This window comes from Yersinia similis (genome assembly GCF_001053095.1).
GTDB lineage: Bacteria > Pseudomonadota > Gammaproteobacteria > Enterobacterales > Enterobacteriaceae > Yersinia > Yersinia similis.
Window position 1 is genome coordinate 1 of the sequence record NZ_CGBP01000046.1, and the last position, 21,539, is coordinate 21,539.

Here is a 21,539-nt window from a genome sequence, read left to right on the forward strand (position 1 = left end):
TTCGGCGGGTTTTTGCTTTGCAGGATAGGGCGCGAGGGGAATGACTGTCCACGACACTTTTCATAAAAGAAAGCGGCTTACCGGTCAACGCCACTCATGCCACAAAACCCCGCTTCGGCGGGTTTTTTGCTTTGCACGATAGGGTGCGGCGAATACATCGGTATTTAGGCAACGGCGAGAGAACTAAACCGGTAAATCAATCAAGAGGGCGCGCAGTGGGGTTATCGCTTTAATCACCAGGTGTTGCTCTTCTTCCACAAAGGCCCCGTCACCACAGGTTAGGCGCTGTGATGTACCCGTTTGCGGGCCAGCGACTTCTACTGTCCCATGAATCGACTGTAAATATGCTCTGTGGCCGTGTAGTGGCATTTTTTGCTGTTCTCCAGCAGCTAATGCCAGGTGATGTATCCACATTTGCTGGCGTAGCTGTAGGCTACCTTGCTCACCGGCTGGTGAGGCTAGCAACTGCACAGAATGAGTGCTTAATCTTTGGTGCTGCATTGGGACACTTTCCCGTTCAGGACAGGCATTAAGCCATAGCTGAATACGGGTTAATGATTTATTGGTACTCAGATTGTGTTCACTGTAACTGCTCCCCTGCTGGGGCGAAAACAGAAGAAAATCGCCTGTTTTGACGTGCACATGATTCCCCAGACTATCCCGATATTCTGCTTCGCCTTGTAAAATCAGGTTGAGAATATCAACTTGCGGATAAGTCCGTGGTTGGAATGCGGCACCGGGTGCTAATACTTCTTGGTTTAGGACCCGCAACGAGGCGTAGCCTAATAACGTAGGATCGAAATAGTGGCCGAAAGAGAAGGTATAACGCGCCTGAAGCCAACCAAAGTCAGCCTGCCCGCACTGTTCTGCTGTTCTGCATGTGATCATGACGATGATTACCTCTTATACCTGCTATCTTTCAAGCCACAGGCGGGAGTCTGTCGGCCTATCCATCGGTTCGCCTTTGCGAGATTGCGGCAAGCAGCGTTTAAACCGGTTCTCGACCAATTTGTCATTCGTTGGTCGCCTTCCTGAATATTGAAATCTATTAGGCACATTATTGATGGTATTAATTGATAAACAGATGGTAAGCGTCTGGACGTTGGATTGTTAGCCAGTTAATCTGGTCGGCATATTCAAATTTCCTGATTGAGAAAGATAATGGCCAGAGATCGGGCATTAACGCTAGAGGCGTTACGCGTCATGGATGCTATTGACCGTCGTGGCAGTTTTGCTGCGGCAGCTGATGAATTGGGCAGGGTCCCTTCCGCCCTCAGCTATACCATGCAAAAACTTGAGGAAGAGCTTGATGTGGTGTTGTTCGATCGTTCAGGACATCGAACCAAATTTACCAATGTCGGGCGGATGTTGCTGGAGCGTGGGCGGGTATTGCTGGAAGCGGCAGATAAATTAACCACCGATGCTGAAGCACTGGCGCGTGGCTGGGAAACTCATATCACCATTGTCAGCGAGGCGTTATCTCCTGCATGGAAATTGTTTCCGTTGATTGATAAATTAGCGCTTAAAGCCAATACACAGGTATCAATCCTCACCGAGGTGCTGGCTGGCGCATGGGAGCGGCTGGAACAGGGGCGGGCCGATATCGTTATTGCCCCAGATATGCACTTTCGCGCCTCTTCTGAGATTAATAGCCGTAAGTTGTACAAAGTGACCAGTGTATACGTTGCCAGCCCAGACCATCCTATTCATCAGGAGCCAGAACCGCTCTCAGAGCTGACTCGGGTAAAATATCGGGGGATTGCCGTGGCTGATACTGCGCGGGAGCGGCCAGTCATTACGGTGCAATTATTGGATAAACAACAGCGCCTGACCGTCAGTACGATTGAAGATAAACGGCGGGCATTATTAGCTGGGTTGGGTGTGGCGACCATGCCTTATGAGATGGTGGAAAAAGACATTGCCGCAGGCCGGTTGCGGGTGATCGGGCCGGAATACAGCCGTGAGGCCGATATTATTATGGCGTGGCGGCGTGACAGTATGGGGGAGGCTAAGTCTTGGTGTTTGCGCGAGATCCCGAAACTGTTGGGTAAGTGATTGGCTACTGCGCGTGTGGATTTTGGGGTTAGGTTGCGCCCAAACGATTTTCGCTTGCTACGCCCTTGGCCTTGGGGTAAAGGGCGGCTAGCTTGCTAATTATACAAATCGATTCTTATACAAAGCGATTCGCTCTATCATGTGGCTCCAGCAAGTTTTGCTGCGGGCCGATAGAGATAATCCCGTAAGGATTGATGGTACCGTGGCTGCGGTAATAGTGAGTACGAATATGCGCAAAATCAACTGTTTCGGCAATACCGGGCATCTGGTAAATATCCCGTAGGAAGCCATATAAATTCGGGTAATCGCTGATGCGCCGTTTATCACATTTGAAATGCGTCACATACACCGGGTCAAAACGCACTAGCGTAGTCCATAACCGTAAATCAGCTTCCGTTAGCTGATTGCCGGTCAGATAACGATGTTGCTCCAGAATCTGTTCAAGTCTGTCTAATGCACTGAATAACGTGCCCACGGCCTCGTCATAAGCTTCCTGAGTGGTCGCAAACCCTGCTTTATACACACCGTTATTGACTTGATCGTAAACCCAGCCATTGATGTCATCAATATTGTTACGTAACGCAGTGGGGTAATAATCTCCCACTTTCGCACCAACATCATCAAATGCACTGTTGAACATCCGAATGATATCTGCGGATTCATTACTCACCATGGTGTGTTGTTGTTTATCCCATAACACCGGTACCGTCACGCGTCCACTGTAGTCCGGTGCGGCGCGCAGATAGAGTTGATACAGGTAATCGAGGTGATAAAGTGCATCGCCTGTCGCTGCCGGAAAGTCGCTACTAAAGGTCCAGCCATTCTCTTGCATCAATGGGTGCACGACGGAAACAGAAATCAGCGATTCAAGGCCTTTCAAGGTCCGCATCAGTAAAGCGCGGTGCGCCCACGGACAGGCGAGGGAAACATAGAGATGGTAACGGTGGGCTTCGGCGTTAAAACCGCCTTTACCCTGTGAACCCGCTTGCCCATCAGTGGTCACCCAATTACGGAACTGGGCAGTTGAGCGTTTGAAATGGCCACCGGTAGATTGGGTGTCGTACCAAACGTCTTTCCAGACGCCATTGATGAGTTGCCCCATGAAATCCCCCCTAGAAAACAACACCCTACCGGATGGATAGGGCGTGGCTGATATTAACTATTATGTATTATTGCGATTAAGCCCTGATTACCACTTTTTACCCAGTAGGCGGTCGATGCTAAAACCACCTGAGCCAGCAATAGCCAATACCAAGAAACCGCCTGTGATGCTTAGGTTCTTCATGAACATCAGTTGGTTAGTGCTATCCGTAAAGTCAGTGTGGAAGATAAGCGCGGTCAGCAGAGTGAACCCGGCAATGAACAGCGAGGTGGTGCGGGTCAGGAAACCAAACAGAATAGCCAGACCACCACCAAATTCCAATAAAATGGTCAGTGGCAGGAAAAAGCCAGGAACAGCCATCGCTTGCATATATTGTTGGGTCCCGGCATAGGCATCGCCCATTTTGCCGTAACCGGCCACAATAAAGATGATTGGCATTAGAATGCGAGCGACCAACAGGCCAGTATCTTGTAATTTGTTCATCGGTAACTTCTCCAAAGACGGTGTTGATTAATGGCTAACATTTATGAGCATTAACTGTTAGCAAAAGAGGTTTATACCCGTAATACTTCAAGCTGCATGTGTGTTGGCCCGCTGGGTGTGTTACCTACAAGTTGCCTGAGTTGATGAGATAATGTTAGTTGAGAAGTTGATAGGTTGTTAGCAAGTAAAACTGTCGTTTTTCATCAAAAAAACTGAAATAACAGTGGATAAAAGCCAACAGAAAATATCTTAAGTCGATGAACAATAAGACTTATGCTTTGCAGGGTAAGGATGTGGGGAGGGGATTAGCGCGATAAAAAAGTGCGGCGAAACAGTTGGACGGTACTCCACGTGCTAACTGCACGTCGTGACCAGCGGAGCAACTTACTGGGGTGGCGAACACTGTATAATGCCACCAGGCTACCGCCTGCTATCAAATATTTTCGCATACTGACAATCTGTGCCCAGCCACGATCGAAGGGCGCGGTAACTTCAACCCAACGGGCAGCACTGTCCGCGAGATCCAGACGTTGTTGCTGGATCTCACGCAGTAATGCTTCTTTTTCCAATGCTAGTTGGCGGCGGCTCAATGGTCTTTCTCCAGTAACTCGCGGTCAGTTTCTAACTGCTTACGGGTTGAACCCAGCAACGTAGAATGACGCACTTTAGTGAGTGTCCAGATAACACCGATCAGTGCCAGTACCAGTAACACGGCAGTCGTCGTGCCCAAAGCCACTAAGCGGTAGGCTGGATCAATCGCCCAAATGACCAAAACCAACAAACTCATTAAACCGAAAGCGGTTAATAGCAGAGTAATACCCGCCATCATCAGCAACTGAACCAATGTTGCCTTTTCCTCTTCCAATTCAATAACTGCCAGCCGAACACGGGTTTCAACCATGCCAACCACGATAGTGGCGATGCGATGGACAGTATCAAGGACCCCTTTAGCGGGGCCCTGAGTGCGAGGTTGCTCTGCCATAATTAACGGCGAGATAACAGAACGCCTAACACCACGCCAACAGCAGCACCGATACCTACTCCAGTCCATGGATTGTCATGTACGTAGTTATCTGCTTTATCTGCGATCTCTTTGGTTTGGGCTGCAATTTTATCACTCGTCTCGCTCAGACGTACTCGGGTATCTTTCAATGCGCTTTCTGCCTTAGCACGGAGCTTATCCAACTCAGCTTTTGGTTTATCGGTTGAAGATTGCAACACTTCTTCCAACGTATCTGCCAATGATTTAAGTTCAGCACGTAAATGTTCAGAGGTTTTATCTTGTGGCATATGATTACTCCTTAAGCATAACCGAGGTGAATATATAACATAGCGGATTTTTTATGAGGTTGATAGGCAAATCTTTAGAAAATTTAACCAGATTACCGATCTTTACCTAGCATTAAAAACCAAAAAATAACAATAACTCAGCGTTTTACACTGATTAGTGTTGTTGGGCCTGTGCTTGTTGTAGCTCGGCTTGTGCTTTGGCTAACTTTTTCTGTTGCTTGGTAATTTTGCTCGCTTCACCTTTTTGCTGAGCTTCTTTTAGCTCTTGTTGGCGCTCTGTCACGTTGTACTGTTTTTGTCTGATTTTTTTCTGCCGTTCGGCTTGCAAACTTTCCTCAGTACAATGAATCTTCACTTCTTTTAAGGCGGTTTCCAGCCCTGCGGCGCGGCGGGTATTGCCATGCTGCTTGGCATAATCTATCTGCTGTTGGATTTCTTTAGCTTTTATATCGCATTCATTATCAGAGGCTGCGCTAGCGAAGCCACAAAATGTGATAAGTGGTAAAGCTAACAGGAGAGATCGACGTAACAACATTGTATTGTGTCCTTTTACAGCAAAGCGCATGAGTGCCCGATAGTCATGCCACCTGATCGGTAACTTCAGAGGCGAAGCAGATTGCCGTGAATGATTAAGCATAGCGCTGAATTATATGATACCCAAGTTTACCATGGGATTTTTTATAGATTAATCAGATATCAGCGGAAGAAAGTGGTGAGAGGAATGAGTTTGATACGGGGAGTAGGCTCCCCGTAGCGTTGATTATCCTGGGTTTTGTTGACTACTTCTGAATACGGGCAGTAGGCGGTGACGTTTTTTCGACTCACTGGCGACAATCGCATAGCCCGCGGGTAAGACATCCTGCAAAACTTCAATAGCTTGCATCTGTTGCTCGGGGAACTCCAGGCTTACCACCAGGCTGTCATTCTCCGGGATAATACTTTTGATGTGAATCCCACGGCCGTTCAGATGTTGATACAGATAAAAGCCATCTGGTAATGAAAGCCCTTGCTGGTTTGGCCGAATTTTCAACGTACTTTCCGTCTGCACGATCATTGGTGTTAATAAGATCACTGCCAGCAGTAAGAGGACCACCGGCAGTACCAGATAGTGCCAGAGCGGGCGGCCAAAACGGCCCCTAAAGTTGATCACTCTGACTTACCTTTCTTATTGTCATGGCTGACTTTAGCGGGCGTCACATTTTTTTTACGCCACAGCACGTACAAAGAACCAAACAAACCGATCACCAGCAGCGCCAGCGGCAGTAACATCAGGACGAACATCACTTCATCTTCATATCTCAGGAATACCGGTGTCTTGCCAAAGGCGAAGCCCATGGTGGTCAAGATCAATACCCAGAGTAACCCACTCACCCAGTTAAAGAACTGGAAGCGGGCGTTGTCTAAGCCTGAAAGACCGGCAATGGTTGGCAATAAGGTGCGAACGAATGCCAGAAAACGGCCAACCAGTAGGGCGGATAACCCATGGCGGTGAAACAGATTGTGAGCGCGTTGATGGTAATGGGCTGGCAGATGGGACAGCCACCCCTGTACAACTTTCGTATTCCCCAGCCATCGGCCCTGAATATAACTTACCCAACACCCAAGGCTTGCTGCCGTGGTCAATACCACTAGGGTTACTGGAAAACTCATCGCGCCTTTGGCGATCAGCACCCCGACCAGAATCAGCAGGCTATCACCAGGTAAAAAGGCAGCAGGAAGCAGACCATTCTCCAAAAAAAGTATCACAAACAGCAGTAGATAGATGGCCCACACCAGCGATGGGTTCGCCAGTGTCTCATAGTCTTGAGCCCATAGAGCATGTAAGAGTTCTTTAATGATATCCATCTGGTATTCCTAAAACGTCATTGTTTGTATACGTATGGGTAAGTACGTTAGTTTATAAACACGATCTTGCGAAGAGATCTGATGGCTTTTCGTGTTTAAGCGATGGTGTTAAAAATGTGCTGAAATGTAAGCCAAATAGACCAATTCGCCGATATATAAGAGGTAACTTTGCTTCTCGTGATGACAGCGTCGGTACTGTGCAATGTCGAACTATAACCGTCGTGATATTAGGCTACATTGATACTAGGCTACATTGATGCGATGGCTATACTGATGCTATGAAAGCATAAAAACCATCGCGTCATAATTGTGATAGGTAAGCATCCCGCTATATTGAGTATTGCTCTCTTTCCAACCGCCTACACGATTTTGCTGTGTTGCGGCATGGAATATCCAGTTGGAATAGTTGACTAGTGACAGCGATTGCCGTGGTTGTTTATAAATTTCATCCGCCCGGCGGCTGCGTGAGATGGCAAAATAAGCTGCTGGCCAGGTGTTATTTAGTAAAGAAAGATTCGCAGAACCGGTAAATTGAGCCGGACTCAGTCTATTTTTGATGGCCGTTTTTTTGACCGGTACCCCGACCAGACGCAATTGCGGATGTACGGCTTTATTTTGTAGACGTAGCTTAGCTGAAAGCGCGTGAGACGATGAAAGGGAATGGCTGGCGCAGTTACTGTCAGAATAAGCGGCGCTCAACGCAGATAAAGCTACGCCGGATGGGGTCGAATGGGGAGGCAATAGCATATTGCCAGAGACCATATTGGCCCAGCAAGACACTGTAATAAACAGAGCAAACAAGCAGCGCATGTATTTGCGTTTCGCTCCCAAAGCAACCAGATAAAAAAGTGTTGTCACTTTAGCAAAATAGCGAGATATGAAACAGGGAAATATAGATATACACTGAGTATTAATTAAGCAATGGTTTAAAAACAGGCGTGATGCTTACGTTGGTTGACAGAATTCGACATTTACTGACCTAAAGCGGAGTAATTACACAGGGGGAGAGAAAGAATAATGCCGGTTTCTCCTCCCTGATTACCCATCATTAGATGAGGATTAGTTTTTGCTGCTGACAGGTACTTTGCTGTTGTTCATTAGGTTATCGAGATGCACAACCGGGTTTTCTGTAAACAGGTAGCGATCGACATTGAATTCAAAATCATCGGTAGTGGCACGGAATAGCATCTGTTTAGTATTTTCCAGATGTTGCCACATGGCGAGTTTACTGGCGTAAGGATCTTTGCGCATTAACGCTTCAAGGATCTTGTCGTGATCTTCGCACCAGCTTTCGATCGAGACATCATCAATGTGCTCATGCAGTTTAATCCAGTAAGGATTATGTACACGCTGGCTCCACATTTTTTCGACAATGGTTGCCATCGCTGTATTTTGGGTGGCGAGAGCGACTTGTACGTGGAATTTCAGATCCCATTGAGAGTCACGGAAACGATCTTCCTGACGCGCATGCTTTTGAATTTCAATCAATTGCACAATATCTTGCCGTGTGACCTGTGTGGCGGCAAATTCAGCAATATTACTTTCAATCAGTTGGCGTGCCTGCAATAGCTCAAAGGGGCCTGCGGTATCAAATTCAATCCCCTGATTGGGCATGACTAAATGCTTTTGCTGATTAGACATCACATGGATGCCGGAGCCTTTGCGGACTTCTACATAACCTTCTACTTCCAGCATGATAATCGCTTCACGAACTACGGTTCGGCTGACGTTCATTTCTTCGGAAATGTAGCGTTCCGCTGGTAATTTATCACCAACAGGATAAACACCCGCTTCGATACGCTGTTTTAACTCTGCAGCTAACTGCTGGTACAACCGTCTGGTTTCTGTGAATTCCATGATTAAGGCTCTTGCGATCAATCGAGGCGGCAAATTTTGCTGCTCATTTTGTCTGGAAGGTATGGCATCTCGAAGGAGATACAATAGGATTTGTTATACCACTTATCCCTATTGTGTTCTAGTTATTGCTATCACCGTTGCGATGTAGAATGTACCGCAGATTGCGGATGACAGGAGAAATAAAAGCCCGATAAATTTACCGAGCTTTTATGTTAGCAGGTCATTTAATCACAGATATTAATGTCAGACTGCTGACAAACCCCGATGACGCGATCTTGAACGGTGAGGATAGGCAGAGGAGTAAAGAGTCCGCGCCAAGGATGGCGCGGCTCGAGCCTACATGGATGTATTTACGGCGTCTTTACGATCTGCCTGTTCTCTCCGTCGCGGGCACTTTGTCAATAACCTCAATGTCAGTTTTGTCCAACCGAAGGCTGTTGAACCGTGGCGTTCGTTGGTTCATCTACCGGGCGATCTTGTAACACGGTCCAGATAACCACGACGGCCAGTAAATCAAATACCGCCAGTGCAGCAAACAGTGGGCTGAAGCCCATGGTATCGGCTAATGCCCCTACCACCAGAGCGAACAGCGTACTGGCAGTCCAGGCCGCCATCCCGGTCAGGCCGTTGGCGGTTGCGACTTCGTTACGCCCAAAAACGTCAGAAGATAATGTAATCAGCGCCCCTGACAGTGCTTGGTGAGCAAAGCCCCCGATACACAGCAGCGCGATAGCCGCATAAGGGCTGGTGAATAGGCCGATAGTCCCAGGCCCAATCATCAATACCCCACCCATAGTGACGACTAACTTACGGGAAACAATCAGGTTAACCTTAAAGTATTTTTGGAACAGTGGTGGCAGGTAGCCACCCAGAATGCAGCCTACATCGGCAAACAGCATTGGCATCCAGGCAAACATGGCTATCTCTTTCAGGTTAAAACCATAAGCTTTAAACATGAATAGGGGAATCCATGCGTTGAACGTCCCCCAAGCGGGTTCTGCCAGGAAACGCGGGATGGCAATACCCCAGAACTGACGGTTGCGGATAATCTGCATCGCAGACATCTTTTTGGCGTTAGCAGTGGAGTGCCGTGCTTCTTGACCGCTGAGGATGTACTCACGTTCTTCGTCAGTTAGTCTTTTTTGATCTTTCGGGTGTTTGTAGAGGATTAACCAGGCAATTGCCCAAATCAGGCTGAGTACACCGGTAATGATGAACGCCATCTGCCAACTGTGCATCACGATAGCCCAGACCACTAGAGGGGGGGCTATCATACCGCCGATGGAGGAGCCAACGTTAAAGTAGCCTACCGCAATAGAACGCTCTTTGGCCGGGAACCATTCACTACTGGCTTTCAGGCCCGCAGGGATCATAGCAGCCTCTGCCATACCGACCGCACCACGGGCGATAGCTAATCCACCCCAACTGCTGGCCAAGGCGGTACTCATACAAAATATGGCCCACATAACGGCAAACATGGCATAGCCCACTTTGGTACCCATAACGTCCAATACATAACCGGCTACTGGTTGCATTAGGGTATAAGCGGCTGAATAAGCAGCGATAATATAAGAATATTGCTGGGTAGTGATATGTAACTGTTCTTGCAGTGTCGGCGCGGCAACAGCAATGGCATTACGTGTTAAGTAACCTAATATGGTACCGACGGTGACTAATGCGATCATGTACCAGCGTAACCCTTTAATTTTACGCATCATGTGTAACTTTCTCCCAGTCTAAGATGACTGCAATGAAACGCAGTTTATGGTGGCGTTCCATGGCACAATTTGGCCCAATCCGGCAATGCTGCGCATGCGGTGGTACCTGATGCTCCTTTTAGGGTCGAGTGGCGCGGCATTCTATAACCCAGAGATAAGATCAGTCAGAATGCTGTTGCCCGATATCACTTCGGTCTTAAGCCGTTTACAGTAAGTGATAAGTTTCCGATGTGTTCCATTAGCGACGACCTGTAGCTCTCTTTCCGTCTCTCTTTTTTATTTATTTGATACTGTCGCGGTGTTAGCCGCTCTCACTCCCCTGTATCACTTTTCCGTATTACTCTGGTATGAGTCAGCTTTATAGGACTGACTCGTTTACTCCCTCGTTATAATTTCAATGACTTTGGCGACCTATATCTATAGGCATGGGCCCATTCGGACCAAATCAGCACTCTGGGTAAAACAAAGCGGATGAGATAGTTGAAGGCGACGCAACAATAACTTGTCATACAGATTTAAAAGTTGAGTGACATCACAAAAGATGCGTTTAATTTAGGGAATAATAGAACCTGTCAAACCTAGTGCTGCAAGGGACTAGAGAGACTATAAATGTTGAGTATTTGTTCTTTTTGTTAGGTTTTTGCGATCAATATCTATAAAAAATGCTGGACGATAGATTGAATTGGTGTGATAACTTCGCGATAACAGAAAGCCGTACTCTGAGATGTACTCATCTGAGGAATCCATAATGTCGCAGTTTTTGACCGAAGACTTTTTGCTGGACACCGAGTTCGCCCGCCGTCTCTATCATGACTATGCAAAAGATCAGCCGATCTATGATTATCACTGCCATTTGCCGCCAGAACAGATCGCCGAAAACTACCGTTTTAAGAACATGTATGACATCTGGTTGAAAGGTGATCACTATAAATGGCGTGCCATGCGGACCAACGGTGTTGCAGAGCGTCTGTGCACCGGAGATGCCAGCGATCGTGAGAAATTCGATGCTTGGGCTGCGACGGTTCCTCACACTATCGGTAACCCGTTGTATCATTGGACGCATCTTGAATTGCGCCGCCCATTTGGCATTACCGGTAAGTTATTGTCTCCTGCAACATCTGAAGAAATTTGGCAGCGTGGCAACGAATTATTGGCTCAGGACCGCTTCTCTGCGCGCGGAATTATGCAGCAGATGAATGTCAAAATGGTTGGGACCACTGACGACCCAATTGATGATCTGCGCCACCATAAAGCGATTGCCGCTGATGGTAGTTTTAACATCAAAGTGTTACCAAGCTGGCGTCCAGACAAAGCCTTCAATATTGAAGCTGTGGGTTTTAACGACTATATGCAGCGACTTGAAGTGGCTGCGGATACCTCAATCAGCCGTTTTACTGATCTGTGCGTAGCATTGAACAAGCGGATGGATCACTTTGCTGCCCACGGTTGTAAAGTCTCTGACCATGCGTTGGATGTGGTGGTGTACGGTGAAGCTGATGAAGCCACACTGGATGCTATTTTGGCACGCCGTCTGGCAGGCAATCAGCCAAGTACAGAAGAAATTGCACAGTTTAAAACTGCGGTGTTGCTGTTCTTGTCTGGTGAATATCATCGTCGTGAATGGGTACAGCAGTATCACATTGGTGCGCTACGTAATAATAACAGCCGCATGTTTAACCTGGTGGGGCCGGATATCGGCTTTGACTCCATCAATGACCAACCGCTGGCGCAGCCGCTGTCTCGGCTGTTAGATGCACAGGGTCTGCGCAATGCCCTGCCAAAAACTATCCTTTACTGCCTGAACCCGCGTGATAACGAAGTGATCGGTACCATGGTCGGCAACTTCCAGGGCGAAGGTGACGCAGGAAAAATGCAGTTTGGTTCCGGCTGGTGGTTTAACGACCAAAAAGACGGTATGCAGCGCCAGATGACCCAACTTGCTCAGCTTGGTCTATTAAGCCGCTTTGTCGGAATGCTCACTGATAGCCGTAGCTTCTTGTCTTATACCCGCCATGAATATTTCCGTCGCATTCTTTGCCAGATGATTGGCCGCTGGGTCGCTGACGGTGAAGCACCAGCAGATATTGCGTTGCTGGGGGCTATGGTGAAAAACATTTGCTTCGATAACGCACAGCAATATTTCGCCATCGAGCTTTAATCACTCAAGAAAATTTAATCACTCAAGCAGATTTAATCATCAATATCCCCTAAGCCATTCGAGTTGCAGGATGGCAGCTAACGGCAGCATCCATGCAGCTTGAAGTATGAGGGGGATAAATCAATTTTAATAACGGGGCCAATAGTAGGCTCCATATAACTCTAACGTATTGTTTATTTAACGCCTGGCTGCACTGCGGTAGATATCGATCTGCAAAGAACGGACTGCCTGCAAAGCACGGACTGTCAGTGATGAACTGTCCAAAGCTGAATGCGTTATTAAGGTGAACCCTGATGCAAACGCTGAACCGTCGTGACTTTCCTGGCCGTAGCCACCCTGACAAAATCATTCAATTTGGTGAAGGTAATTTTCTGCGCGCCTTTGTGGACTGGCAGATTGATTTACTGAATGAACATACCGATCTGAACGCAGGGATCGTGGTGATCCGCCCGATTGATACCGATTTTCCACCGTCGCTTAGTACGCAGGATGGCTTATATACTGCCGTGATCCGTGGTTTGAACGAGCAGGGGGAGGCGGTGCGTGAATCCCGCCTGATCCGCTCTGTAAACCGTGAAATCAATATTTATCGTCAGTTTGATGACTACCTGGCGCTGGCGCGTGATGCCAATATTCGCTTTATGTTCTCCAACACCACGGAAGCGGGTATTGCCTGGAATGACGCTGATCAATTCAGCGATGCGCCGCCAAGTTCTTTCCCTGCTAAATTGACTCGTCTATTATTTGAGCGTTTTGAGCATTTTGACGGTGCAGCAGATAAAGGCTGGGTGCTATTGCCTTGTGAACTGATTGATTATAACGGTGAAGCATTACGTGAACTGGTGCTGCGTTATGCCCGTCATTGGCAGTTGCCAGCCGCCTTCACCCAATGGCTGACGGAAAATAATACCTTCTGTTCGACATTAGTTGACCGCATTGTGACCGGCTATCCACGCGATGAAGTGACGGCGTTACAAACAGAGTTGGGGTATCAGGACAGTTTCCTGGATACCGCGGAATACTTCTATCTGTTTGTGATCCAAGGGCCACAAGGGTTGGCACAAGAACTGCGTTTAGATCAGTTAGATCTGAATGTACGTATTGTTGATGACATCAAACCTTATAAAGAACGCAAAGTGGCTATCTTGAATGGCGCACATACCGCGCTGGTCCCCGTTGCCTACTTGTCTGGTCTGGATACGGTCGGCCAGACGATGGATGATACGCAGATCAGCAGTTTTGTAGAAAAAACCATTACCGAAGAAATTGTTCCGGTATTGGATCTGCCCGAAGACGAGTTGTTGTCGTTTTCTCAAGCGGTACTGAGCCGTTTCCGTAACCCGTTTATTCAGCACCAATTGCTGTCGATTGCCTTGAATGGCATGACAAAATTCCGCACCCGGATCTTGCCGCAATTACTGACCTATCAGCAGCAAAAAGGCCAATTACCCCCACGCCTGACCTTTGCACTGGCGGCACTTATCGCCTTTTACCGTGGTGAACGTGAGGGCCAAACCTACCCGTTACAGGATGACGCCCACTGGCTGGAGCGCTATTCAACACTGTGGAATGGTGTCAAGCACGGTGATATCGCGTTGGCTGAATTGGTTAACAGCGTGCTTTCTGATGCTAACCATTGGGGGCAGGATTTGACCGCGGTGCCTCAATTGGCTAATCAGGTGACAGAGCAACTGCAAACCATCCTTAGCCGTGGTATGAGAGCGGCGGTCGCGGCATATAGCTAAAGGTTTAACTATGCAAAATATTATAAAGATTCATCCGCTGGATAATGTTGCCGTTGCTCTGCAAGATCTTGCTGCAGATGAGCGGATCGAGAACGGTGAGCTTAGCGTCAAGTTGGCTCAGCCCGTGGTTCGTGGTCATAAATTTGCGTTAACCGCTATCGAACCGGGGCAAATGATCGTCAAGTATGGTTTGCCTATCGGCCATGCATTGACCTTGATCCAACCAGGCGAGCATATTCATTCACAGAATGCCAAAACTAATCTGAGCGATTTGGATGAGTATGAATATCAGCCAGAGTTCAGTTCCCTGCCACCACAAATGGCCGATCGTGACGTGCAAATTTATCGTCGGGAAAATGGTGAGGTGGGGATCCGCAATGAGTTATGGATCATTCCAACGGTGGGTTGCGTCAATGGCATTGCCCGTCAGATCCAGCAACGTTTCCTGAAAGAAACGCAGGATGCTGAAGGGATTGATGGCGTTTATTTGTTCAGCCATCCATTTGGCTGCTCGCAACTGGGACAGGATCATGAAAATACCCGCACTATGCTGCAAAATATGGTGCGTCACCCGAATGCGGGGGCGGTACTGGTTATTGGCTTAGGTTGTGAAAACAATCAGGTGGACGTTTTTCAAACGACGCTGGGCAAGATTGATGAAGAGCGCGTGCGCTTTATGGTTTGCCAGCAGCAGGATGATGAAGTTGAAGCTGGTTTAGAGCATTTACATGCACTGTATCAGGTCATGCGTCATGATCGCCGGGAACCCGGCCAGTTAAGTGAACTGAAGTTTGGCCTGGAATGTGGGGGGTCTGATGGGCTGTCTGGTATTACAGCCAATCCATTACTGGGACGTTTCTCTGACTATGTGATTGCCAACGGTGGAACATCGGTACTGACCGAAGTGCCGGAAATGTTTGGCGCAGAACGTATTCTGATGAGCCGTTGCCGTGATGAAGCCACGTTTGAAAAAACGGTCAGCATGGTCAATGACTTCAAACAGTACTTTATTGCGCACGACCAGCCGATTTATGAAAACCCATCACCGGGCAATAAAGCGGGGGGGATCACCACGCTGGAAGAGAAATCTCTCGGCTGTACACAGAAAGCGGGTCAGAGCCAAGTGGTTGATGTGCTGAAGTATGGTGAGCGTTTACAGCACCCAGGACTGAATTTGCTTAGTGCGCCGGGCAATGATGCGGTTGCGACCAGCGCATTAGCAGGTGCCGGCTGCCATATGGTGTTGTTCAGTACTGGCCGTGGCACACCATACGGGGGTTTTGTACCAACGGTGAAGCTGGCAACTAACAGTGAGCTGGCGGTGAAAAAGCCACATTGGATCGATTTTGATGCGGGTAAGCTGATCCATGGCATCTCAATGGATACCTTACTGAACGAGTTTGTTGATCTGATTGTTGAGATTGCTGATGGTAAACCTGCCCGTAATGAAGTGAATGATTTCCGTGAATTAGCTATTTTTAAGAGCGGTGTAACCTTGTAAATATTGTGTCAATTCTTTAATATGAAACAGTGTTCTGTTTTTTATGGAAACGCACTCTCCCTTCATGCTTGACGTCGCAAGGGGGAGTGCGCCGTTTGCTTATTAATTTGTAAAGACTCAGTACGGGGAACCGTACACCAGGACTCTCCTGCCATGACCTTTTATTGGTTTGCTCAAGCCGTTGGCGTACTGGCATTTTTTGTCGGTATCACCATGTTCTTCAACCGTGATGAGCGGCGTTTTAAACAGCAACTTTCCGTTTACAGCGCCATTATCGGCTGCCATTTCTTCCTAATGGGGGCCAGTGCTGCCGGGAGTAGCGCGCTGCTGAATTCGTTGCGTACGCTGATTTCCACCAAGACTCGCAGTAGCATAGTGATGGTGGTATTCATCATCCTGACACTGGTTTTGGGTATATGGCGTATGAAACATGCCATAGAGATATTGCCGATTTTTGGCACGGTGATCAGCACTTGGGCGCTGTTCCGCACCAGCGGACTAACGACCCGTAGTGTGATGTGGGTATCCACCGCTTGCTGGTTTATTCATAACGTCTGGTTGGGATCGATTGGCGGTTCATTGATTGAAGGGAGCTTCTTACTACTGAATGGCTTTAATATTATTCGGTTCCGTCGTCTGCAATTGCAGGGAATAGATCCTTTTGAGATTGAGAAAAAGGCCTGATTTGATAACAAAAAAATGCCAGTCAGACTTAACTGACTGGCATTACGCGTAGGTAAAACCGGGTATTTAGACTGACTTACCCGCTGTCAGTGGGTCAGGATTAGCCAGTTTGGCATCCTCAGCCTGACAGACCGCTGCAGTAAACAACACATCGGTTGAAGAGTTCAGCGCGGTTTCAGCTGAATCCTGCAAGACGCCAATAATGAAGCCGACGCCAACCACTTGCATTGCCACATCGTTTGGAATACCGAACATGCTGCAAGCCAGTGGGATCAGTAACAGAGAGCCACCGGCAACACCGGATGCACCACAGGCACAGACCGCAGCAACCACACTCAACAGCAGGGCTGTTGGCAGGTCAACGGTAATACCTAGTGTATGAACTGCGGCCAGTGTCAGCACGGTGATGGTGATCGCCGCACCGGCCATATTGATGGTGGCACCTAATGGAATGGAGATCGAATAGGTGTCTTCATTCAGGTTCATTTTCTTACACATTTCCATATTCACCGGAATGTTTGCCGCTGAACTGCGGGTAAAGAAGGCGGTAACACCACTTTCACGCAGGCAAGCAAACACCAATGGATAAGGATTACGGCGAATCTTCCAGTAAACAATCAGTGGGTTGACCACTAATGCCACCAGTAGCATACAGCCAATCAATACCACTAACAGTTGCGCATAAAGCTGTAAGGCACCGAAGCCAGTGGCAGCGATAGTGGAAGCGACCAAACCAAAAATACCCAACGGTGCAAAACGGATAACGACACGGACCACCAAAGTGACGGCATTGGACATATCATTAATCAATGCTTTGGTGGTGTCGGCGGCATGACGCAAGGCAATACCTAAGCCCACAGCCCAAGCCAGGATACCAATGTAGTTAGCATTGAGCAGCGCATGGATAGGGTTAGCGATTATGCTGTTTAGCAAACCTTGTAGCACCTCAACAATCCCACTTGGTGGGGTGATATCAGCACTCTCAGAGGCCAAAATAAGGGTTGATGGATGGATAAAACTGACGACAACGGCAACCAGTGCCGCAGAGAATGTCCCTAATACATATAGGAACAGAATAGGGCGAATACTGGTTTTTTGGCCTTTCTTATGGTTGGCGATGGATGCCATTACCAACATTAATACTAAAACTGGCGCAACGGCTTTTAATGCGCCCACGAACAGCGAACCAAGTAGCCCTACCGCCATTGCTGCAGGAGTGGATACCAATGCTAAAATAATACCGGCAACTAAACCGACCAGTATTTGTTTAACTAAACTACCGTTGACGATAAATCGTATAAATCCAGACTGTGTATTTTCCATAGCTTCTAGCAATGCCTCTTCCCAAGTGGAATTTAATATGTTCTGCCCGTTTATACCCTTCATTACCTGAAGTTACAGCGGTGTAGCTGCTCTCCATACCTGAATCACTGATATAAGCCAGTAATACAGGACACGCTTTTTATTACCTGGCTGCAACGCCAATGGCTTTGGGTATAGCGCTCAAGCCGGAACGAGGCTGAGCGTTTATTGTTCACACCTGTAACTTGGTATTATTTGTAACTGGGTGTGTTTGCTTCGACAGTATAAGGGAATCTATTGAGCAGGAAAGAGACAATCAAAAAAATCTAATATGGATCAATATTACGTAACATTTAATTCACATTGATGTGATCGTAATAACATTTGGTGAAAAAAGATATATACAAAATAAATGTGGGGCTATGGTAGCCCCGATCGATAGATTGTAGTGTAGAAGTTATTAGACGCTTTATTAACCGCTTGCTTTATTGCAACCTCTTATTTGTTGGTTGCTGTTTTGCATCGAGATCTACAAACAGTCTTTAAACGAAATATTAACTCGCGGCGGGTTGTTGAGTATCTGCCGGGAAGATAACGCCCGTCTGGCGGCGGATTTCTGTTTGAATGCGTGATGTCAGTAATGACAGTTGTAAGCCATCGTGATCCACCTGATTATTCTCCACCAAACGGGCAAAAGCCTCCGCTTCATACAGCATGGTATTAATATGCTGTGGTTGCGTCAGGTCTTGTGAATGGCTTCCTCTTGGTGTGAAGGCCACGGATAAGCACTCAGAAATACTTTCAATGACCAGCGAGCCATCTTCTCCCTGAATTTCACTGGGAATGTCCGATTGGCTGACTTTTGAGTGGATGATGATGACATCAAAATCACCGTAATTCAGACTGACCGTGCCGTGAGCATCGACACCGCTTGGGAGTAAACTTGCGCTTGCCCACACCGATTTTGGTTCTCCCCATAACGCCAGGGCGCTGGCCAGACAGTAATAGCCAATATCCATGATTGAACCATTAGAAAAGGCTGGATTAAAGGTATTGGGGTTTTCGCCGTTCAGATAGCGCTGATAACGAGAGGAATATTGGCAAAAGTTAATAAAAGCTTTACGCAATTTCCCCACACGCGGTAGCGATTGCTGTAGTTGTATAAAGTTGGGTAGGTAAGCCGTTTTAAAGGCCTCAAAGAGCACCACCTGATGCTGGTGGGCGCAAGCGATCAGAGACTCTACCTCTGCCAGATTCGATGCCAGCGACTTTTCGCAAATAACGTGCTTTTTATGGCTAAGGAAGAGCTTGGCTTGAGAATAATGCAAGGCATTCGGGCTGGCGATATACACTGCATCAATCAAATCACTCGTGGCTAAGGCTTCCAAATTATCAAAGCAATCAGCGACGTGATAATCATCGCCAAAAGTCTGAGCCTGGTCCAGCTTGCGGGAGTAAACGGCCACCAGTTTCATTTTGCCACTTTCGTGGGCAGCATCGATAAAGCGTGCGGTGATCCAATTGGTGCCAATAACAGCGAAGCGAATCATATCGTTAACTCCATTCCTATAGAAGAAAAGCACGTAGAAGAAAAACCGGTAGAACTGTCAGATTATTACGCCCCGTAGAGTCATGGTTTGGTTGTATTGAGTTATCCCCTTCGTATTTGACGCCGCAGCGGATTAACTGCAAGTACAATGATTTTACGGATATTTTGAACAAGCTAATACTCATAAATCGAGCCAAACAAATCTAAATGAGTCAGATAGAGGCGGGTATCAAACTCTAGCTGATGATATTGCGGTTCCATATGGCAACACAGATTATAGAACGCTTTGTTGTGATCTTTTTCTTTCAGGTGTGCCAGTTCGTGGACCACAATCATTTTTAAGAAGGCCTCCGGGGCGTTTTTAAACACCGTAGCCACCCGAATCTCCGCCTTGGACTTTAATTTCCCCCCTTGCACGCGAGAGATGGCGGTGTGCAGACCTAGCGCATGCTTCATCACTTGAATTTTATTGTCATAGGCGACTTTGCTCAGTGGTTGCGCATTACGCAGATACTGGTTCTTCAATTCAATCGTGTAGTGATACAGCGTTTTATCCGTATTGTAATCATGGGGTTGTGGATAACGTTGGCGTAAGACATTCCCCAACCGTTGTTCAGTGATTAACTGGCGCACTTGAGTTTGCAAGTGTTCTGGGTAACCTTGCAGATAGGTCAATACCGACATAAAAGGAGCTACTCTGGTTAAATTAATACGCTGGCTAAATTAATGCTCTGCCTAAGTTAAGAGCGACAGTGATAGAAATCAATCATCTGACGATGATAGCCTGAACAGGGGATTAAACAAAATTGGGTACCGAGCGGCGCGCTCCTCGGCATGGACGTTTTACTCCCGGCTTATCCTCACCGTTTAAGATTGTGTCATCGGGGTTAGTGGTTTGTCGATACCTGCACCATAAGCACAGGTATCGTTTTATAAATTGATATTAGAAGTGATATTTTACGCCAACCAGAGCGTTGGTATCGGTATAATTATAACGCCCCATTTGATGATTTATATTTGCCCAAATATGCAGTTGCTGGTCAATTTGGCTTTCAACACCGATTTTGAACTCAGTGCTATTTTGGAGCTTATTATCAATACCTTGGCCTGAAATTATGGTGCCGGTATTTTGATTTTGGTGAATCCAGTTTACGGCAATAAAAGGGGTGAATTTTGTATTCAGGGTATCATGCGTTTGTAGATACGCTTTAGCACCGACGCGAGTGATTAAATACCCATTATCGCGGTAACTGACCACGGCTCCGTCGGCTGTTTTATGTGTTTGTGCATTGATACCTGCCCAGGTAATTTGGGCGTTGGGTTGGATGAAATAGCTCAGTTGATCGCTATTCGCTAAATTAAAGGTATAGCCGCTCTCGACAGAGGCAGTGAAACCCGATGATTTATACTTTTCTTCTGCTTTACCTTGCCCATTAACGGCGTTGTTAAACCAGCTATACTGCGCCAGAGTGTCAATATAGACGCCGGTATTGTTTTGCTGATCGGCGAACCAAGTTGCGTATACGCCAAGGTTGTAGCCATCAACGGAACCGCGTGAATGATAACTTGTCACCTTAGAGTGGCTGTGGCTAGTGGCTTTGCCTAACCCTGCCAGCACGCCAATGCGCCCACGGTCTTGCTCATTGGTTGCCCATTGAGCAATATCACCACCAAGTTGAACAGAGTAGTAGTTCCCTTTGATATTCAATTGATCAACGGTATTACCAAACTGGCTTCTACCGCCTTGGGTATGCATCCACATGCTGGTAGGGTGCCATTGCCCAGTAAAGATATCTTTATATTGATAATGACCGGTGCGATCTTCTAAACGAGTGGTAAACAGGTTTCTTGCCATTGCAATATTGGCAATGTAGCTACCGCTTTCGGGGGTATGCACTAAAGTATGGCGTTTTGGTGCGGTTGTTTTGGCGCTGCTGATTACGGCGCTTTCTGGTTTTACCGCTAAGTGGGTTGATTTAGGTGCACCGTCTGGGGTTGCAGTAGTTTGCTCGGTCTTTTCGGGCGAGGTTAAAGTCTCGACCATGCCCTTGGGGAGTGGGAAAGCATCACCTACGTCGCCAACGGCTTGTAGGGCGTAATCATTTAATGCACCAGCAACAGTTTGAGCGTGAGTTAATTCTGGATTTTTGTCAGTTGATGCGGATGCGTCATTGAGAGCGTTAGCGGTAGAATCGACTACGCCGCCAACGGCTTGCAACGCGTAATCAGCTAATTTGGCTGAAAGGGCTG

At 47.4% G+C, this 21,539-nt stretch carries 21 protein-coding genes and 1 pseudogene; 6 read left to right on the forward strand and 16 right to left on the reverse strand.

Going from position 1 to position 21,539, the window contains the following annotated elements:
- Positions 1-183 precede the first annotated feature (183 nt).
- Positions 184-888 carry a pirin family protein gene (locus AC971_RS20290; RefSeq protein WP_025381575.1) on the reverse strand — a complete coding sequence of 235 codons (705 nt, stop codon included), beginning with the start codon at positions 886-888 and terminating at the stop codon, positions 184-186.
- 273 nt (positions 889-1,161) lie between these two features.
- Between AC971_RS20290 and AC971_RS20295 the strand changes: the two genes are divergently transcribed.
- Complete coding sequence (locus tag AC971_RS20295; protein WP_002210151.1) at positions 1,162-2,055, forward strand: LysR family transcriptional regulator; 894 nt, start codon at positions 1,162-1,164, stop codon at positions 2,053-2,055.
- Positions 2,056-2,170: 115 nt separating this feature from the next.
- Here AC971_RS20295 and AC971_RS20300 read toward each other — a convergent pair whose 3' ends face one another.
- The 10 genes from AC971_RS20300 to exuR all read right to left on the reverse strand — a co-directional run bounded on the left by AC971_RS20300 (position 2,171) and on the right by exuR (position 8,632).
- A complete protein-coding gene (locus AC971_RS20300) occupies positions 2,171-3,157 on the reverse strand; it encodes a glutathione S-transferase family protein (RefSeq protein ID WP_025381574.1) in 987 nt (328 codons plus the stop codon).
- Positions 3,158-3,244: 87 nt separating this feature from the next.
- Complete coding sequence (locus AC971_RS20305) at positions 3,245-3,640, reverse strand: DoxX family protein (protein WP_025381573.1); 396 nt, start codon at positions 3,638-3,640, stop codon at positions 3,245-3,247.
- 305 nt (positions 3,641-3,945) lie between these two features.
- Complete coding sequence (locus AC971_RS20310) at positions 3,946-4,230, reverse strand: YqjK-like family protein (protein ID WP_025381572.1); 285 nt, start codon at positions 4,228-4,230, stop codon at positions 3,946-3,948.
- Complete coding sequence (locus AC971_RS20315) at positions 4,227-4,622, reverse strand: phage holin family protein (RefSeq protein ID WP_025381571.1); 396 nt, start codon at positions 4,620-4,622, stop codon at positions 4,227-4,229. The genes AC971_RS20310 and AC971_RS20315 overlap by 4 nt, the downstream gene beginning before the upstream one ends.
- Before the next feature lie 2 nt (positions 4,623-4,624).
- Positions 4,625-4,930, reverse strand: coding sequence for an ElaB/YgaM/YqjD family protein (locus tag AC971_RS20320; RefSeq protein ID WP_002210418.1), 306 nt, complete (start codon positions 4,928-4,930; stop codon positions 4,625-4,627).
- 154 nt (positions 4,931-5,084) lie between these two features.
- Complete coding sequence (locus AC971_RS20325; protein ID WP_025381570.1) at positions 5,085-5,465, reverse strand: DUF1090 domain-containing protein; 381 nt, start codon at positions 5,463-5,465, stop codon at positions 5,085-5,087.
- A gap of 225 nt (positions 5,466-5,690) precedes the next feature.
- Positions 5,691-6,080 carry an EnvZ/OmpR regulon moderator MzrA gene (gene mzrA, locus AC971_RS20330; protein ID WP_025381569.1) on the reverse strand — a complete coding sequence of 130 codons (390 nt, stop codon included), beginning with the start codon at positions 6,078-6,080 and terminating at the stop codon, positions 5,691-5,693.
- Positions 6,077-6,775: a DedA family protein gene (locus AC971_RS20335; protein WP_038402030.1), complete on the reverse strand. Its 699-nt coding sequence runs from the start codon at positions 6,773-6,775 to the stop codon at positions 6,077-6,079. Before AC971_RS20335 ends, mzrA begins: the two co-directional genes overlap by 4 nt.
- Positions 6,776-7,051: 276 nt before the next feature.
- Entirely contained in the window at positions 7,052-7,585 is a 534-nt protein-coding gene (locus AC971_RS20340; protein WP_038402029.1) for a hypothetical protein, read from the reverse strand.
- 249 nt (positions 7,586-7,834) lie between these two features.
- Positions 7,835-8,632: a transcriptional regulator ExuR gene (exuR, locus tag AC971_RS20345; protein ID WP_025381565.1), complete on the reverse strand. Its 798-nt coding sequence runs from the start codon at positions 8,630-8,632 to the stop codon at positions 7,835-7,837.
- A gap of 340 nt (positions 8,633-8,972) precedes the next feature.
- On the opposite strand from exuR, the pseudogene AC971_RS24845 reads away from it, so the two are divergent.
- Positions 8,973-9,041, forward strand: a pseudogene (locus AC971_RS24845) (gluconate 5-dehydrogenase); the annotation flags it as partial.
- Positions 9,042-9,045: 4 nt separating this feature from the next.
- Here the strand turns inward: AC971_RS24845 and AC971_RS20350 are convergent.
- A complete protein-coding gene (locus AC971_RS20350; protein WP_025381564.1) occupies positions 9,046-10,350 on the reverse strand; it encodes an MFS transporter in 1,305 nt (434 codons plus the stop codon).
- Between the two features lie 748 nt (positions 10,351-11,098).
- On the opposite strand from AC971_RS20350, the gene uxaC reads away from it, so the two are divergent.
- The 4 genes from uxaC (at position 11,099) to AC971_RS20370 (ending at position 16,438) form a co-directional block, all read left to right on the forward strand.
- On the forward strand, positions 11,099-12,508 hold the full coding sequence (gene uxaC / locus AC971_RS20355; protein ID WP_025381563.1) for a glucuronate isomerase: 1,410 nt from the start codon (positions 11,099-11,101) through the stop codon (positions 12,506-12,508).
- 293 nt (positions 12,509-12,801) lie between these two features.
- Entirely contained in the window at positions 12,802-14,253 is a 1,452-nt protein-coding gene (locus tag AC971_RS20360; protein WP_025381562.1) for a tagaturonate reductase, read from the forward strand.
- Between the two features lie 10 nt (positions 14,254-14,263).
- Entirely contained in the window at positions 14,264-15,754 is a 1,491-nt protein-coding gene (locus tag AC971_RS20365) for a UxaA family hydrolase (RefSeq protein WP_025381561.1), read from the forward strand.
- Positions 15,755-15,907: 153 nt separating this feature from the next.
- The gene (locus AC971_RS20370) at positions 15,908-16,438 is read left to right on the forward strand and encodes a YgjV family protein (RefSeq protein WP_025381560.1); all 531 of its coding nucleotides are present in this window, start codon (positions 15,908-15,910) and stop codon (positions 16,436-16,438) included.
- Between the two features lie 66 nt (positions 16,439-16,504).
- Here the strand turns inward: AC971_RS20370 and sstT are convergent, their stop codons facing one another.
- The 4 genes from sstT to AC971_RS20390 all read right to left on the reverse strand — a co-directional run.
- The gene (gene sstT, locus AC971_RS20375; protein ID WP_038402432.1) at positions 16,505-17,761 is read right to left on the reverse strand and encodes a serine/threonine transporter SstT; all 1,257 of its coding nucleotides are present in this window, start codon (positions 17,759-17,761) and stop codon (positions 16,505-16,507) included.
- Between the two features lie 533 nt (positions 17,762-18,294).
- On the reverse strand, positions 18,295-19,290 hold the full coding sequence (locus tag AC971_RS20380) for a Gfo/Idh/MocA family protein (protein WP_025381558.1): 996 nt from the start codon (positions 19,288-19,290) through the stop codon (positions 18,295-18,297).
- A 173-nt stretch (positions 19,291-19,463) separates the two neighbouring features.
- Positions 19,464-19,973, reverse strand: a complete 510-nt coding sequence (locus tag AC971_RS20385; protein ID WP_025381557.1) for a M48 metallopeptidase family protein — start codon at positions 19,971-19,973, stop codon at positions 19,464-19,466.
- Positions 19,974-20,232: 259 nt separating this feature from the next.
- Positions 20,233-21,539: autotransporter outer membrane beta-barrel domain-containing protein (locus tag AC971_RS20390; RefSeq protein WP_048677842.1), on the reverse strand; the 1,307-nt coding region annotated here is incomplete at its 5' end.

What these genes read in the sequence shown, in the direction of transcription:
- AC971_RS20335 (WP_038402030.1), bottom strand. Translation starts at nt 6,775, where the DNA reads ATGGATATCATTAAAGAACTCTTACATGCTCTATGGGCTCAAGACTAT.
- AC971_RS20315 (WP_025381571.1), bottom strand. Translation starts at nt 4,622, where the DNA reads ATGGCAGAGCAACCTCGCACTCAGGGCCCCGCTAAAGGGGTCCTTGAT.
- sstT (WP_038402432.1), bottom strand. Translation starts at nt 17,761, where the DNA reads ATGGAAAATACACAGTCTGGATTTATACGATTTATCGTCAACGGTAGT.
- AC971_RS20300 (WP_025381574.1), bottom strand. Translation starts at nt 3,157, where the DNA reads ATGGGGCAACTCATCAATGGCGTCTGGAAAGACGTTTGGTACGACACC.
- AC971_RS20320 (WP_002210418.1), bottom strand. Translation starts at nt 4,930, where the DNA reads ATGCCACAAGATAAAACCTCTGAACATTTACGTGCTGAACTTAAATCA.
- AC971_RS20325 (WP_025381570.1), bottom strand. Translation starts at nt 5,465, where the DNA reads ATGTTGTTACGTCGATCTCTCCTGTTAGCTTTACCACTTATCACATTT.
- AC971_RS20295 (WP_002210151.1), top strand. Translation starts at nt 1,162, where the DNA reads ATGGCCAGAGATCGGGCATTAACGCTAGAGGCGTTACGCGTCATGGAT.
- AC971_RS20305 (WP_025381573.1), bottom strand. Translation starts at nt 3,640, where the DNA reads ATGAACAAATTACAAGATACTGGCCTGTTGGTCGCTCGCATTCTAATG.
- AC971_RS20360 (WP_025381562.1), top strand. Translation starts at nt 12,802, where the DNA reads ATGCAAACGCTGAACCGTCGTGACTTTCCTGGCCGTAGCCACCCTGAC.
- AC971_RS20385 (WP_025381557.1), bottom strand. Translation starts at nt 19,973, where the DNA reads ATGTCGGTATTGACCTATCTGCAAGGTTACCCAGAACACTTGCAAACT.
- uxaC (WP_025381563.1), top strand. Translation starts at nt 11,099, where the DNA reads ATGTCGCAGTTTTTGACCGAAGACTTTTTGCTGGACACCGAGTTCGCC.
- AC971_RS20340 (WP_038402029.1), bottom strand. Translation starts at nt 7,585, where the DNA reads ATGCGCTGCTTGTTTGCTCTGTTTATTACAGTGTCTTGCTGGGCCAAT.
- AC971_RS20370 (WP_025381560.1), top strand. Translation starts at nt 15,908, where the DNA reads ATGACCTTTTATTGGTTTGCTCAAGCCGTTGGCGTACTGGCATTTTTT.
- AC971_RS20380 (WP_025381558.1), bottom strand. Translation starts at nt 19,290, where the DNA reads ATGATTCGCTTCGCTGTTATTGGCACCAATTGGATCACCGCACGCTTT.
- exuR (WP_025381565.1), bottom strand. Translation starts at nt 8,632, where the DNA reads ATGGAATTCACAGAAACCAGACGGTTGTACCAGCAGTTAGCTGCAGAG.
- AC971_RS20365 (WP_025381561.1), top strand. Translation starts at nt 14,264, where the DNA reads ATGCAAAATATTATAAAGATTCATCCGCTGGATAATGTTGCCGTTGCT.
- AC971_RS20290 (WP_025381575.1), bottom strand. Translation starts at nt 888, where the DNA reads ATGATCACATGCAGAACAGCAGAACAGTGCGGGCAGGCTGACTTTGGT.
- AC971_RS20350 (WP_025381564.1), bottom strand. Translation starts at nt 10,350, where the DNA reads ATGATGCGTAAAATTAAAGGGTTACGCTGGTACATGATCGCATTAGTC.